Below are 13235 nucleotides of genomic sequence, written 5' to 3'. Positions count from 1 at the left end.
ATGCTTCGCGCGAATGTTACGGATACCGAATCATGAACAATCTCATTAAAAACTCTGCGACGAATGTCGCTGGCAAACTGGACCGTGAGTCGATTCTGATCGACGTCAGGCGCGAGCTTTCGATGCCGTCGCGGCGTCTCTTCGGCAAGCAGCTACTGTCGCTTGGCGGTTTGTCGATGCTGACCGGCTGCTCGCTGACCGACGACGAATCGGTCAACAAGTTTCTCACTGCCGTCTCGCGCCTGAACGATCGCGCGCAAGCCGCGCTGTTCGATCCGGGACAACTGGCGCCGACTTACACCGAAGCGCAGATCACGCGGCCGTTTCCGTTCAATGCTTACTACGGTATCGACGAGGTGCCGCAGGTCGACGCTTCCGGCTACAAGCTGAAAATCAGCGGCCTCGTGACCGGCCAGCGCGTCTGGAGCTTGCCCGAGTTGTACGCGCTGCCGCACGCGGAGCAGATCACTCGGCATATCTGCGTGGAAGGGTGGAGCGCGATAGGTCGTTGGGGCGGCACGCCGTTCGGCGATTTTCTGCGTCGCATCGGCGCGGACACGAGTGCGAAGTACGTCGGCTTCAAATGCGCGGACGACTACTACGAAAGCATCGACATGCCCACCGCGCTGCATCCGCAGACGCTGCTCACGTTCTCGTACGACGGCGAGCGCCTGCCCGCGAAATACGGCTTCCCGATGAAGCTGCGCATGCCGACCAAGCTCGGCTACAAGAACCCGAAGCACATCGTCGAGATGTTCGTCACCAACACGTATCCTGGCGGCTATTGGGTCGACCAGGGCTACAACTGGTTCGGAGGCTCCTGACGCGCGCGGGTCGCGCATGCGCGACCCCGGGCGGCAGAAGCTTCGGAAACACGCCGGCTGCGGCCGGTTCGATTGATCCACAACAAACGGAGTTATCCCATGAAGAAATTTGCAATCGCAGCAGTGGCCGTCACCTTTCTGATGAGCGGCGGCGCCGCATTCGCGCAGGCAAGCGGCGCGATGTCCAACGATTCGATGTCGAAAGACTCCATGTCCAAGGACGGCATGTCGAAGGACCACATGAAGAAGGACACAATGAAGCACGACAAAACGAAAAAAGGCGACGCAATGGGCATGCAACACGAGGCGTCGGGCGCGATGAGCAACTAGGCGGGCCACCGTAGCCGCTTATCAGCGTGCCCGGTGCGGCTTGCGCCGCCCGGCTGGTTCCGATGCACGCTGCATGAAGCGGTGCTTTGACGCTCAAATCCAGACAGAAAGCCGGGGTGCGGTTACGCCCCGGCTTTCTGTTGCATGCGCACCAAAAGTTACGATTCTTTCACATAGCACGGTGGGCGCTTACTGCATAATGCGATGCGCGCCATGAATTCGGCGCGTGTCAGCCGCGAATGAACCCGAGCCACCGCTCGACCGGCGCGGCGTTGCATTTCCCGTCTGGCTTTCTCTGCTAGCCAACCATCGTACTTCGCTCCACCACCATGTCTGCCAGCCTCGCCCGCCTGACCGCATCGCCGATGCGGTGTCCGCCGTCCCCCCAGCGGGCGCCTCGAACGGCATGGGCGGGTTGAAACGATGTCGCTGGAACTCCCAAGCCGGTTTTCTCGTGGTTTCCCGATCCGTCTGCCGCAGTCGCGCAACGGTCAGATCGCGCTCGCGCTCGGCGTCGTTTATGTGGTGTGGGGCTCGACTTATCTTGCGGTTCACGTTGCGCTGGGCTCGTTTCCGCCGTTGCTGATGTCCGGCCTGCGCAATCTTTTCGCGGGCGTCGGGCTGTTCGTTTTCGCGGCGCGCCGAAATCCGGTTTGGCCGAGCGCGGCGGAGATCCGCAACGCCGGGCTCGTCGGCACCATGCTGGTGGGGCTGTCGAGCGGCATGTTGGCATACGGCATGCGCACGGTCGGCACGGGGACAGCCGCGGTAATGGTCGCGACCGTGCCGCTCTTTGCGACGGTGATCGCGGCCGTGGCGGGACGCAAGATAGGCAAAGGCGAGTGGTTCGCGGTCGGGCTCGGGCTCGTCGGTATCGCGATCCTGAGCCATGGCGACAGTGCACCCGGCTCGGCGGGCGGCAGCCTCGCGATTCTGTGCGGCGCGCTCTTCTGGGCGGGCGGCGCGCATCTCGCGGGGCGTCTCAAGCTGCCGTCGGACCTGTTTCTGTCCACGTCGCTGCAGATCGGCCTTGGCGGCGCAATGTCGACCATGGTCGCCTGGGTTTCGGGCGAGCGCATGCTCGAAGTGCATTTCCTGCCGGTCCTCGCGTTCGTCTATCTGATGCTGATCGGCACCATGGCCGCCTACGTCGCCTACGGTTTTCTCATACGCCACACGAGCCCGATCATTGCGAGCAGTTGCATGTACGTGAATCCGGTGGTTGCGGTGGCGCTCGGCGCGTTGCTGCTCGGGGAGCCCGTTACGCACTCGACGGTGATCGCGACCGTCGTGATCCTGGTCAGCGTGGGCTTGTCTTTCTGGCTCGATTATCGGAAGAAAGGGCTCGCCTGAATGGAAACGCGTGCGGCCGGTACGGGCAGGGCGCGCACGCGACTCCGCCCATTCCCGCCCATGTCCTGCGTCAAAGCCGTGCGGCCAGTTCCGCGCCTTCGCGGATTGCGCGCTTGGCATCGAGCTCGGTGGCGAGCGCCGCGCCGCCAATCACGTGATAGCGTGGGCCGCCTGCATCCGCAGACTCCCGTGGATGCAGATCGCGCAGCGATTCCTGCCCTGCACACACGACGATGTTGTCGACATCCAGCCACTCTTCGACGCCGCCATGCGCGATTCTCAAACCGCGCTCGCTGATTTCCAGGTAAGACACCCCGGCTAGCATCTTCACGCCGTTTCGCGCGAGTGTCGCTCGATGCAACCAGCCCGAAGTCTTGCCGAGCCCCGTGCCGAGCTTGCCCGCTTTGCGCTGCAACAGCCAGATTTGCCGGAACGGCCGGGCCGCAGCGGGCGGCTTCAGGCCGCCGCGTTGGCGCACGGAAAGATCGACGCCCCATTCGTCTAGCCACGCATCACGCGGCACGGGCAAAGGCTCGCCAGTGGGATGCAGCAGGAACTCGCTGACGTCGAAGCCGATGCCTCCCGCGCCGATTACGGCGACGCGGCGTCCCACAGGCGCGCCGCGCAGCACATCCACGTACGACAGAACATTGGGCAGATCGATGCCCGCAATTGCGGGCCGACGCGGCACGATGCCGGTCGCGATCACGATGTCGTCGTAAGCGCCTGCGGCGAGGAGCGCTGGATCGACGCGAGTGCCGAGCCGCACGTCGACGCAATGCCGCTCCAGCTGGCTTTGGAAATAGCGGATCGTCTCGCTGAATTCTTCCTTGCCCGGCACGCGCATGGCCAGATTGAACTGGCCGCCGATCGTTGCGCCTGCATCGAACAAGGTCACGCGATGTCCGCGCGACGCCGCCACTGTCGCCGCCGACAGCCCCGCCGGTCCCGCACCGACCACCGCGACAGTCCGCACGGGTTGGGGACCCGCGAGCGGTCGATACACCAGCTCGGTTTCGCGCCCCGCGCGCGGATTGACGAGGCAGGTTGCGCGCTGATTCCTGAACGTATGATCGAGACACGCCTGATTGCACGCGATACAGGTGTTGATTTCGTGCGTGCGACCTTCGGCGGTTTTCAGCACGAACTCCGGATCGGCGAGCAGCGGTCTTGCCATCGAGACCAGATCGCCGGCGCCGTCGGCGATCAATGCCTCCGCAACCTCAGGCGTGTTGATGCGGTTCGAGACGATCACCGGCACCTTCACCGCGGCCTTCAGTCGCGCGCTCAGCGCGGCGAACGCGGCGCGCGGCACCGAGGTGACGATGGTCGGCACGCGCGCCTCGTGCCAGCCGATGCCGGTGTTGAACATCGTCACGCCCGCTGCTTCGAGCGCCTGCGCAACCTGCACCGTTTCGTCCCACGTATTGCCGCCTTCCACCAGATCGATCAGCGAGAGCCGGTACACGACGATAAAGCGCTCCCCGCAAACCTCGCGAACCCGCTCGACGATCTCGCGCGCGATCCGCATGCGGTTCTCGATGCCGCCGCCGTAGCGGTCCGTGCGCCGGTTGGTGCGCGGGCAAAGGAACTGGTTGAGCAGATAGCCCTCGCTGCCCATGATTTCGATGCCGTCATAGCCCGCGCGTTGAGCGAGCTGCGCGCAGCGCGCGTAGTCGCGCACCGTCTTGGCAATGCCGGCAATGCTGAGCGCGCGCGGCTTGAACTTCGAGATCGGCGACTTCAAAGCGGATGCCGACACAACCAGCGGCTGATACCCGTATCGCCCCGCATGCAGGATCTGCAGCGCGATCTTGCCGCCTTCTTCGTGAACCGCTTGCGTGAGCAGCCGATGATTGCGCAGATCGAATACCGAGTTGAGCGTGCCGCCGAATGGCAGCAGCCATCCTTCGCGATTCGGCGAGATCCCGCCAGTGACGATCAGACCAACGCCGCCTTTCGCTCGCTCACGAAAGTACGCGGCCAGCTTTGGATAATTCCAGAAGCGGTCTTCCATGCCCGTATGCATGGAGCCCATCACAACGCGATTGCGCAGACGGGTGAAACCGAGGTCGAGCTCCGCGAGTAAGTGTTGGTAAGACATACAGGCTGCCGTTGTAAGTATGGGGTGCGCACGAACGATACACCGCTCGCTCGTGACCAACATCCGAGGAAAGCTTCTAATGCTCGCAAGATGTTGCCGGGTAAGACATTGTCACGCCTCGATAAGCCAATTCGATGGTTGCGGCACAGCCATTGCTCATTGCGTGCGTCCATTGAAATGGACCGCGCGGCGCCCTCAAAAGGCGAATGCGCGCAGGGATAGGAGGGAGTGCTTCGCGAAGGACAGCCGGACCGGGACCGCTCGAACAACGTATCGAACACGGTTTCAGATGGCACTGTCTTTGAGCGTGCGCCCGCATATGAATGGGCGGAGAGCCCGACATCGATATAGGTGAACACAATGAAACTGATCCGAACCATGGCGGCCGTGATTGCCGTTGCATCCGTCCTCAGCGCGTGCGGCGGGGGCTCCGACGACGTAGGCAAGGAGCTTGGCCTGACGAACCCGCAAATCCATTTCGTGCATGCGATCCCGAGCGGACCTGCCGTGGATTTTCTCGTGAACGGTACCGCACCGTCGGGACAGACGAATGTCTCGTATAAGGGTGTGACGAACTTCACGAACATCAACACGGGCTCGACGAACGTGGGTTATGCGGCGACCGGCACGACGACCGCGCTCGCAAGCGGCAACTTCCCGAACGTTGCAAAGGGCCACGAATATACGGTGCTCGCGTTGCCGGGCGCGGCGGCACCGGACATCGGTCTGATCGACGATCCGTTCGACAAGGGTCTGCTTTCGAACAGCGCACGCGTGCGGGGCTTCAACGCATCGGGCAACGCACCGAACCTCGACCTCTATCTGGTCCAGTCGACCAACACGAACATCAGCAACGTAGCCCCGACGATGGCCGGGTTGTCGTTCAAGAACGCGGTGCCGGCAAGCGGCCAGGATTCCATCTACGTGTCGGGCGGCCAGTATGTGCTGATCGCGACGGCGGCCGGCAGCAAGACGCCGATCTATCAGTCGCAGTCGTTCACGTTGTCGAACAACGCTGACTGGCTGATCACGTCGGTGCCGATCGGCGGCGCGCTGAGCCAGCTGGCGGTGGGACAGATCCATCTGCTCGTCGTGCAGAACGGCAACACGAACACGCCGAGCGTCGAATTGTCGAACACGCTGACGGGCGCATAAGTTCGCTAGAGAGCGTGCGCGCATTGCAGCGCACGCGATAGCGGCAGGTCCTGGGGAGGACGGGGCGGCGATCCACGCATGTGGGTCGCCGCTTTGTTTTGTGCGCAAGCATTCGATACATGCATTCGATACCTGCACCCGGACGTGACCGCGTTCAACAAAAAACCCGCTGCGGTTTCCCGCAGCGGGTTTCGTTCAAACGCAGCGGCTATGCGCCGCGATGGCGTCTGGCCGCTCGACGAAGAACGACTTACTTCGCCTTTTCAGCCGAATTGGTAAGGGCGTCGCCGCCCTTCGAGATGTCCTGGCCGGCACCTGCCATGGTGTTGCAGCCGGCGAGCGCGGCCGTGCCTGCGATGAGAAGCAAAGCGATCAGTCGATTCATGAAAGTTCTCCTTGTCGAGAAGGTATCGGTAGACGTGTCCCGCTAGCGGCGGTGCTAGCTGCCGACCGTGGCTTGCGCCAGTCGATCCGGTCTGATTGCATGGTAAAAAAAGGGTGCGTGCCGCGCTGTCGGCTCGGCTGCGATTTTGTTGTAGGCGTGCTCTGGTGTTGGCGTCGGCGCACTCCTACAAATATGAGCAGCAGTGGATTCAATGGCGGCGCAACGCGGCTAGACCGAAGTTCGTGCGGGGAACGGCAACGGGTTGCTGCCCGGCTGCGCCGACGTGCTGACGCTCGGCATCACGACATGAATGTCGGTGCCCCTCGGCACGCCGCGTCTGATGTCGAACTGCCCGCCATGCGCGGCGACCCGCTGACGCATGCCGAGCAGTCCATGAGTATGCGTGCGCGTCAGATCGGCTGGCATGATGCCTACGCCGTTGTCGGCGATATCGAGCGTGACGCGGCCGTCGCCGACCTGCAAGCCGATCGATACCTGCGACGCTCGCGCGTACTTCGCCGCGTTCGTCAACGATTCCTGCGCGACGCGAAAGAGCGCGATTTCCGTTTGCTCGTCGAGCTGGATATCGTCGGCCGGTAGCTGCAGGTTCAGCGTCCAGTTATTGCGTTGCGCGGCTTCGTCGGCGAGTGTGCGCAAAGCGGTCACAAGACCGAAATTCGCCAGCACGGTAGGCCGCATGTCTTCGATGATGCGGCGCTTGAGCGCAATGCCCTGGTCCAGATTGGCGAGCGCGCGCTTTAACTTCTCGGAGACGTCCGGGTCGCTCTCTTTCAGTTTGCGGTTCGCCCACGCGACGTCCATTTTGCTCGCGGTCAGAATCGCGCCGAGTTCGTCGTGCAGCTCGCGCGCGAGTTGCGTCTTCTCGTTTTCGCTGACGGCCTGCAAATGCCAGCCGAGTGCCTCGAGTTGACGCGTGCGTTCGTTCACGAGTTGATCGAGTTCGCCTTGTTGTGTGATCAATTGACGCTGAACGCGCGCCTGCCGGTCGATCTGAATGCCCAGATTGCGGAAGAGCAGAATGAACAACACGATATTGAGCGCCGACAGGCCAGCCGCGCATAACGTCGAAATGCGCTGATCGGCACGGCTCGCGGCGAGCGCGTGCTGCGCGCGCCGTTCTTCGTTGTCGCGCAGCAGGCTCAGTGTGCTGTCGACGAGCGCCGCGTCTACCGCGTTGGCTTGGCTCGCGTTGCCGCATGCGCTCAGATCGAGCGGACGAGGCGCCGCGCGCTGCAAGGCGGCGGCGCCGGCGCCGATTCGCGCGTCGATCAGCGCGCGGGTTTGCGTGAAGCTCGCGAGTTCCGCGCTATCGGCTTTTGGACTGCGGTAAAAACGCTCCAATAGCTGTTCGCTGTCGCGAATGCTGGCGGCGGTCGCGCAAAAATCGTGCGCTGCGGCGTCACGCTTCGTCAGAAGAAAATCGCTTTGCTGTGCACTGAGACGCGATAGCTGGCTCGCGAGCGCGCTGAGTTGCACGGTGACGTCGCGGGCTTCGAGCGCTGTCTCGTACTCGGCGGCGATGCGCTCGCGCGCGGTTTCGAGAATCACCAGTCCGCCGACGGTGATCACAATCGCCACGGTCATCGCGATCGCCCAGCTGCGGTTGCGCATCCAGTTGCTCAGGCGGGCCGCGGCGCCGGGTTGCGGCGCCGGGGTTTGCGATCCGGTGCGCGCTTCCTGTTGCGCTTCGTTCTGCACTTTATTGTGCACTTCATTATGCACATCAGCCGCGTTCTGCACGTTTGACACGTTCTACTCCTTGGACACGCATCAGTGTAGCGTCCGCTGCAGTCGCCGCGGGTGCGCGCCCGCGCGCTGGCGCGCACATTTGTGCGTGGCGAATCTGCGTCCGGGCCGCTTCGCGTAAAGCGGCCGTAATCCAATGTAAGCGGATTCTCACACGAAAACCGGAGTGCGTCGGAATGCGCCCGACGATGCAGCTGGATACGATGGACCCTGATCCCATTCACTGTTCTGGAGGAAGCCATCATGCTGAAGTGGGCGTTGTTTTTCGCCGTCATCGCGGTGATCGCCGGCCTTCTTGGGTTCACCGGCGTGGCTGCGGGCGCGGCGGCAATTGCGAAGTTCCTGTTTGTCGTGTTCCTGATTCTGTGCGTGGTGTTCCTCGTGCTCGGCTTCGTGGTGACGAAAAAAATCGTCGATTAGCGCCGCTTTGCCTCGTCGAGGCGCCTGAAACACGGCGCTTAAGCAAAGCGGTACGCGCAACCTGAGCGCACGGAAATGCCCGCGGATACCAACAAGAAGGAGAGTCGCCATGCTTCACTATGCCATCGTGTTCTTCGTCATCGCCATCATTGCTGCGGTGTTCGGTTTCACCGGAATCGCGGCGGGCGCGGCCGAGATCGCGAAGATACTGTTCTATATTTTCCTCGTCGTGTTCGTGGTCACGCTGCTGCTCGGTGTCTTCCGAACATAGACCTGAACATGATTCTATCGGCGCATCGCGCAGGCACCTTGCGTGATGCAGCCATCCCCCAATACGGATAAAGGAGAAATTCAATGGCGAACACACCTGGCGCCCAAGGCGCGGCATCGCAGTCGAGCGATCCGTTCGTGATGGACATTCAGAAGATCCGCGACGACGCCCGCAAGCACATGTCGGACGGTCCGGTCACGCAAACTTACGGCGCGAATCGCGACACGGTGCTCAAGCTGCTCAACGACGCGCTGGCTACCGAAATCGTCTGCACGTTGCGCTACAAGCGGCATCACTTCATGGCGAAGGGCATCAACTCGGAAGCGGTGGCCGCCGAATTCGCGGAGCACGCGACCGAAGAGCAGGAACATGCCGACCGTATCGCCGAGCGCATCGTGCAGCTTGGCGGCGAGCCGGACTTCGCGCCGGACGGTCTGAAGACGCGCGCGCATTCCGAGTACAAGGAAGGCGAGAACCTGACGGACATGATTCGCGAGAACCTGGTTGCCGAGCGCATCGCTATCGACACCTATCGCGAGATCATCCGCTATCTCGGCGAGAAGGACGTGACGACGCGGCGTCTGTTCGAAGAGATTCTCGCAGTCGAGGAAGAGCATGCGGACGATATGGCCGACCTGCTCGAAGGGCGCGAGTGATTGCGCCTGGCATGGCGAGCTTGCGGCCGGCGGTTCCGGCCGCGATAACGCCGAAGTACGGCGCGACGTCATTACAATGTCTGCTTTGGAGCGATTCCATCGTACGGACACCAAGCCGATGATTCGAGTGTTGATAGCTGACGACCACGCGATCGTCCGAGGGGGTTTCAGACAGTTCGTCGCCGACGAGCCGGACATGTGCGTCGCGGCGGAAGCGGCCACCGGCGACGAAACCATCAGCCTCGTGCGCGAACAGGCATTCGACGTCGTGCTCCTCGACATTGCGATGCCGGACAAGAACGGCATCGACACCTTGCGCGTCATCAAGCAGGTGCGCCCGGAGCAGGGCGTGCTGATCCTCTCGGGCTATCCGGAGAGCCAGTACGCGATCAACCTGCTGCGCGCGGGCGCGAACGGTTATCTGAACAAGGACTGCGAACCCGACGAGATCGTGCGCGCGATTCGTGCGGTAGCGCGAGGGCATCGTTATTTATCCGAGGCGGTGGCCGACACGCTTGCCGACAATCTTGACAAACCGGCGGCGGCGCGGCCGCACGAAGCGCTGTCCGAGCGCGAGTTTCAGATTTTCTGCAAGCTCGCGGCGGGGCAGATTCCCACGCAGATTGCCGAGGAACTGCATTTGTCCGTGAAAACGGTCAGCACGTATAGGGCTCGCGTGCTCGAGAAAATGCGGCTGGCGAACAATGCCGATCTGACTTATTACGCGATCAAGAACGGCTTGATCGAATAATGGACGATCGAGAAATCCCGATGAACAGCGAATCGAACACCGTTGCCGAGTCAGCCAGCCGCGCACCGTTGCGCGTGCTGCTTATCGAAGATTCGCCGCTGATCCGCCGCAGTCTGGTGGAGGCGATCGACGCGTCGGGTTCATTGCGCGTGGCCGCTTATGCCGATTCGGCCGACGAAGCCATCGCGCTTCTGAGCGACGACGCATTCGACGCGGTGATTGTCGATCTGCAATTGAAGCAGGGCTCGGGCGTACCCGTATTGGCCTATTTGCAGCGCGAAGGTTTGATCGACTCCGTGTTTGCCGCAGTGCTGACCAATCATGCATTGCCGGCCTATCGCGAGCGCTGCGAACAATATGGCGTGCGCCACTTCTACGACAAGTCTTTCGAATTCGATCGCGTAATCGATGCGCTGCACGAGTACGCGTTCGCACGAAGCAACGGCTGAGCGCTCGCCGCAATCAACCTTTGGCAGTACGAGTCTGCAGCGCCAGATGATTCCACGCGGCAAGGCCCGCGAACAACAGACCCGCGACGCTCACGCCCACCCATCCGAAAACCGGCCACACCGCTGCGCCGACGCCTGAGCCGATCGCTCCGCCGATGAAATACGCAACCATGTACACGGTATTCACGCGGCTGCGTGCGTCGGGCTTGAGCGCGTAAATGCGCGACTGATTCGAAATCTGCGCGGCCTGCACACCGACGTCGAGCACGATCACGCCGATCACGAGTCCCGCGATGCTCTTCGCGGATGCGCCGAACACGACGAACGAGATCGCCACCAGCACGATGGACAGCGTGATGATCGCGCGTGGTCCGCGGCGGTCCGCGAACTTGCCGGCAAGAGGCGCAGCGAGCGCGCCCGCCGCGCCGACGATGCCGAACAGTCCCGCAGCCTGTGGTCCGAGGTGGAACGGCGCGCCCGCCAGCAACAGCGCGAGCACCGACCAGAAGATACTGAAACCGGCGAATAGCGCGGCGCCCGTCAGCGAAGCCTCGCGCAACGCGCGATGCTCGACGATCAGATGCCACATCGACATGAGCAGTTTGCCGTAGGTCAGCGTCGAGGTCGGCTTGCTTTTCGGCAGACGCAGGATGATGACCACCGCGAGCACCAGCAATGCGACCACGGAAGCGGCGAATACCGCACGCCAGCCGAGGTATTGCGCAACGAGGCCTGCAGCTGTCCGCGCCAGCAGGATGCCGAGCAGCAGACCGCTCATCACCGTGCCGACTGCATGGCCGCGCTCAGACGGCGGCGCGAGTTCGGCGGCGAACGGCACCGCCTGTTGGGCGATGGTAGCGAGCACACCGATCGCGAGGCTCGCGACGATCAGCACCGACAGCGTAGGCGCGGCGGCCGCGACGACAAGCGCGACGCACATGCCCGCAGTCTGCAGCAGGATCAGCGCCCGCCGGTCGAAGCGGTCGCCGAGCGGCGCGAGCAACAACATGCCGGCCGCGTAGCCGAGCTGCGTGATGGCCGGCACCGCGCCGACCCATGACGCGCTCGCGGGGAATGACTGCCTCAAGTTGTCGAGCAGCGGCTGGTTGTAATAGATGTTGGCGACCGAGATGCCGGCAATGGTCGCGAGCAGAAGCAGCAGGCCGCGCAGCGACCGGTCGGCGGAGGCGGGTGTGGACGCGTTGGAAGTGGACATGAGAGAAGCGGTGGGCGGACCGGCCCATGCACGGTCCTCAAGCGTGCCGATCATACCGGAGCGAACCGGATTGTGCTGACTCGCCGCCATGCGTGCGGCATTGGCGCTTGTGACAAAAATGCGAAGTTCGCCGAGCCCGGACTCGTAGAATCGGCGCGCTATCTCAGCCAACTCCGTACGATCGCATGAAAGAGCCCACGACACGCTCGACTCAACGTCAGTCGCCACGCATTGGCGGATGCCTGCTCATCGCGCTGATCTGTATCGCGACGTGGGCGCTCGCTACTGCAATCGCAATGCGCGATCAACTGGAAATGATGCTCGAATGGGAACTGCTCGCGGTATTCGCGCGCGCCGGAACACATGGCTGGTATCGCGCGGTGATCGTCATGGTCGGCGCGAATGTGATGACCGGCGCGTTCATCGTGGCGGGCGCGGGGTGGTTGACGCTCCTCGCCGCGCGCAGATCGGCGCGCTTTAACGTGCACGTGCAGGCGTGGCTCGGTGCGATTCTGGTATTGCGCACCGGCGCCTATCTGGCGAGCGATTACATGACGCATGCGATTGGGATCACCATTGCGATTCCGTTCGACGGCCTGATGCAGGCGATCGTCGCGGCCGCGCTCGGAATACCGTACTTCAGCGTATCGCGGCGCGCACGTCGAACGTTCGTCAATCGCTGACCCGTACTAAGCGAACGCGTGTTCAGTCGATCAGCGCGCCTTCCGGCTCGTAGAACGGATAGGGACCGTCCGCGGCATCGACATACGCGTGGTGCGTAACCAGGCCCGTTGCCGGATCGTAGCGATGCAGCGCATACGCAGGCGGTTCCATCATGAACGCCGACGGCGCGTCGTCGCGAAGATCGAGCGCGACCTGATGCGCGGGCCCCGGTACAGCGGACGCAATCGTGCCGCCAAAGCGCACGAATATCGGACGATGCACATGCCCGCAGATCACGCGCTCCACGTTCGGATAGCGCGCGATCAGCGCAGCCAGTTTGTCTGCCGCAGCAGGATCGAGCCGCAGCTCGTCCATATGTCCGATGCCGCAAACAAACGGCGGATGATGCAGCGCGACGACTGTTGGCTTGCCGCTCGCCGCGTCGAGTTGCGCCTCGAGCCACGCGAGCCGCGCGTCGCATAGCGTACCGCCGCTTTCGCCCGGCACCAGCGAATCGAGAGCGATCACGCGCAATGCGCCGGCATCGAACGCGTACTGGACGAATTCGCCGCCGCTATGCAGTTCCGCACGGTCGGGAAAGGCGGCGCGCAACGCGGCCCGGTCGTCGTGATTGCCGACCATCAGGAAGCAGGGCAATTCAAGCGGCGCGAGCAGCGTTTTCAGGTGTTCGTACTGTTGCGGATCGCCCTGATCGACGAGGTCGCCGGTGACGATCACGGCGTCAGGACGGGGAACGAGTGCGTTCAGCGCAGCGACGCAACGCGCGAGATACGCGGCGGTGTCGACGCGGCGATAGGCGAGCCCGCCGGGCCGCTTGATATGCAGGTCGCTAATTTGAGCCAGCAGCATGGAATAGTCCTTGTTTAAGCG

At 62.9% G+C, this 13235-nt stretch carries 15 protein-coding genes; 10 read left to right on the top strand and 5 right to left on the bottom strand.

All coding sequences use genetic code 11. The annotated features are described in order from the left end of the window. Positions 1 to 32: 32 nt before the first annotated feature. From BCA01S_RS02035 to BCA01S_RS02025, 3 genes are all read left to right on the top strand, one after another. Positions 33 to 824 (top strand): molybdopterin-dependent oxidoreductase, encoded by a 792-nt coding sequence (locus tag BCA01S_RS02035; protein ID WP_042317781.1) that lies wholly within the window; start codon positions 33 to 35, stop codon positions 822 to 824. 99 nt (positions 825 to 923) lie between these two features. Continuing rightward, complete coding sequence (locus BCA01S_RS02030) at positions 924 to 1154, top strand: pentapeptide MXKDX repeat protein (RefSeq protein WP_027775486.1); 231 nt, start codon at positions 924 to 926, stop codon at positions 1152 to 1154. Between the two features lie 423 nt (positions 1155 to 1577). After that, positions 1578 to 2507 carry an EamA family transporter gene (locus tag BCA01S_RS02025; protein WP_027775485.1) on the top strand — a complete coding sequence of 310 codons (930 nt, stop codon included), beginning with the start codon at positions 1578 to 1580 and terminating at the stop codon, positions 2505 to 2507. Positions 2508 to 2577: 70 nt separating this feature from the next. Here the strand turns inward: BCA01S_RS02025 and BCA01S_RS02020 are convergent, their stop codons facing one another. Further along, a complete protein-coding gene (locus tag BCA01S_RS02020; protein ID WP_027775484.1) occupies positions 2578 to 4611 on the bottom strand; it encodes an NADPH-dependent 2,4-dienoyl-CoA reductase in 2034 nt (677 codons plus the stop codon). 360 nt (positions 4612 to 4971) lie between these two features. On the opposite strand from BCA01S_RS02020, the gene BCA01S_RS02015 reads away from it, so the two are divergent. Beyond that, positions 4972 to 5766, top strand: coding sequence for a DUF4397 domain-containing protein (locus BCA01S_RS02015; RefSeq protein ID WP_027775483.1), 795 nt, complete (start codon positions 4972 to 4974; stop codon positions 5764 to 5766). A 250-nt stretch (positions 5767 to 6016) separates the two neighbouring features. On the opposite strand, the gene BCA01S_RS02010 is transcribed toward BCA01S_RS02015, so the two are convergent. Continuing rightward, entirely contained in the window at positions 6017 to 6151 is a 135-nt protein-coding gene (locus tag BCA01S_RS02010; RefSeq protein WP_020065433.1) for an entericidin A/B family lipoprotein, read from the bottom strand. A gap of 228 nt (positions 6152 to 6379) precedes the next feature. Further along, a complete protein-coding gene (locus BCA01S_RS02005; RefSeq protein ID WP_027775482.1) occupies positions 6380 to 7921 on the bottom strand; it encodes a sensor histidine kinase in 1542 nt (513 codons plus the stop codon). 240 nt (positions 7922 to 8161) lie between these two features. On the opposite strand from BCA01S_RS02005, the gene BCA01S_RS36820 reads away from it, so the two are divergent. The 5 genes from BCA01S_RS36820 (at position 8162) to BCA01S_RS01980 (ending at position 10465) form a co-directional block, all read left to right on the top strand. Further along, positions 8162 to 8338 carry a DUF1328 domain-containing protein gene (locus tag BCA01S_RS36820; protein WP_020065435.1) on the top strand — a complete coding sequence of 59 codons (177 nt, stop codon included), beginning with the start codon at positions 8162 to 8164 and terminating at the stop codon, positions 8336 to 8338. Positions 8339 to 8447: 109 nt separating this feature from the next. After that, positions 8448 to 8609, top strand: coding sequence for a DUF1328 domain-containing protein (locus tag BCA01S_RS36815; protein WP_006052455.1), 162 nt, complete (start codon positions 8448 to 8450; stop codon positions 8607 to 8609). An 83-nt stretch (positions 8610 to 8692) separates the two neighbouring features. Further along, positions 8693 to 9265, top strand: coding sequence for a ferritin-like domain-containing protein (locus tag BCA01S_RS01990; protein ID WP_027775481.1), 573 nt, complete (start codon positions 8693 to 8695; stop codon positions 9263 to 9265). A gap of 118 nt (positions 9266 to 9383) precedes the next feature. Continuing rightward, positions 9384 to 10016, top strand: coding sequence for a response regulator (locus BCA01S_RS01985; RefSeq protein ID WP_013338705.1), 633 nt, complete (start codon positions 9384 to 9386; stop codon positions 10014 to 10016). Between the two features lie 20 nt (positions 10017 to 10036). Continuing rightward, on the top strand, positions 10037 to 10465 hold the full coding sequence (locus tag BCA01S_RS01980) for a response regulator (protein ID WP_027775480.1): 429 nt from the start codon (positions 10037 to 10039) through the stop codon (positions 10463 to 10465). A 13-nt stretch (positions 10466 to 10478) separates the two neighbouring features. On the opposite strand, the gene BCA01S_RS01975 is transcribed toward BCA01S_RS01980, so the two are convergent. Further along, on the bottom strand, positions 10479 to 11681 hold the full coding sequence (locus BCA01S_RS01975; RefSeq protein ID WP_027775479.1) for an MFS transporter: 1203 nt from the start codon (positions 11679 to 11681) through the stop codon (positions 10479 to 10481). 185 nt (positions 11682 to 11866) lie between these two features. On the opposite strand from BCA01S_RS01975, the gene BCA01S_RS01970 reads away from it, so the two are divergent. Further along, positions 11867 to 12364, top strand: coding sequence for a DUF2569 domain-containing protein (locus BCA01S_RS01970; protein WP_027775478.1), 498 nt, complete (start codon positions 11867 to 11869; stop codon positions 12362 to 12364). A gap of 22 nt (positions 12365 to 12386) precedes the next feature. Here the strand turns inward: BCA01S_RS01970 and BCA01S_RS01965 are convergent, their stop codons facing one another. Further along, the gene (locus BCA01S_RS01965) at positions 12387 to 13214 is read right to left on the bottom strand and encodes a phosphodiesterase (protein WP_027775477.1); all 828 of its coding nucleotides are present in this window, start codon (positions 13212 to 13214) and stop codon (positions 12387 to 12389) included. Between the last annotated feature and the right edge of the window lie 21 nt (positions 13215 to 13235).

It is taken from the genome of Paraburkholderia caledonica NBRC 102488 (genome assembly GCF_000685095.1).
Classification (GTDB): Bacteria; Pseudomonadota; Gammaproteobacteria; order Burkholderiales; family Burkholderiaceae; genus Paraburkholderia; species Paraburkholderia caledonica.
The sequence above is the reverse complement of the archived record's forward strand: the minus strand, read 5'-3'. Positions and strand labels throughout refer to the sequence as shown.

Bases quoted from the DNA above. Each gene is read 5' to 3' on its own strand.
- BCA01S_RS02035 (WP_042317781.1), top strand. From the start codon at position 33: ATGAACAATCTCATTAAAAACTCTGCGACGAATGTCGCTGGCAAACTG.
- BCA01S_RS02030 (WP_027775486.1), top strand. From the start codon at position 924: ATGAAGAAATTTGCAATCGCAGCAGTGGCCGTCACCTTTCTGATGAGC.
- BCA01S_RS02025 (WP_027775485.1), top strand. From the start codon at position 1,578: ATGTCGCTGGAACTCCCAAGCCGGTTTTCTCGTGGTTTCCCGATCCGT.
- BCA01S_RS02020 (WP_027775484.1), bottom strand. From the start codon at position 4,611: ATGTCTTACCAACACTTACTCGCGGAGCTCGACCTCGGTTTCACCCGT.
- BCA01S_RS02015 (WP_027775483.1), top strand. From the start codon at position 4,972: ATGAAACTGATCCGAACCATGGCGGCCGTGATTGCCGTTGCATCCGTC.
- BCA01S_RS02010 (WP_020065433.1), bottom strand. From the start codon at position 6,151: ATGAATCGACTGATCGCTTTGCTTCTCATCGCAGGCACGGCCGCGCTC.
- BCA01S_RS36820 (WP_020065435.1), top strand. From the start codon at position 8,162: ATGCTGAAGTGGGCGTTGTTTTTCGCCGTCATCGCGGTGATCGCCGGC.
- BCA01S_RS36815 (WP_006052455.1), top strand. From the start codon at position 8,448: ATGCTTCACTATGCCATCGTGTTCTTCGTCATCGCCATCATTGCTGCG.
- BCA01S_RS01990 (WP_027775481.1), top strand. From the start codon at position 8,693: ATGGCGAACACACCTGGCGCCCAAGGCGCGGCATCGCAGTCGAGCGAT.
- BCA01S_RS01985 (WP_013338705.1), top strand. From the start codon at position 9,384: ATGATTCGAGTGTTGATAGCTGACGACCACGCGATCGTCCGAGGGGGT.
- BCA01S_RS01980 (WP_027775480.1), top strand. From the start codon at position 10,037: ATGAACAGCGAATCGAACACCGTTGCCGAGTCAGCCAGCCGCGCACCG.
- BCA01S_RS01975 (WP_027775479.1), bottom strand. From the start codon at position 11,681: ATGTCCACTTCCAACGCGTCCACACCCGCCTCCGCCGACCGGTCGCTG.
- BCA01S_RS01970 (WP_027775478.1), top strand. From the start codon at position 11,867: ATGAAAGAGCCCACGACACGCTCGACTCAACGTCAGTCGCCACGCATT.
- BCA01S_RS01965 (WP_027775477.1), bottom strand. From the start codon at position 13,214: ATGCTGCTGGCTCAAATTAGCGACCTGCATATCAAGCGGCCCGGCGGG.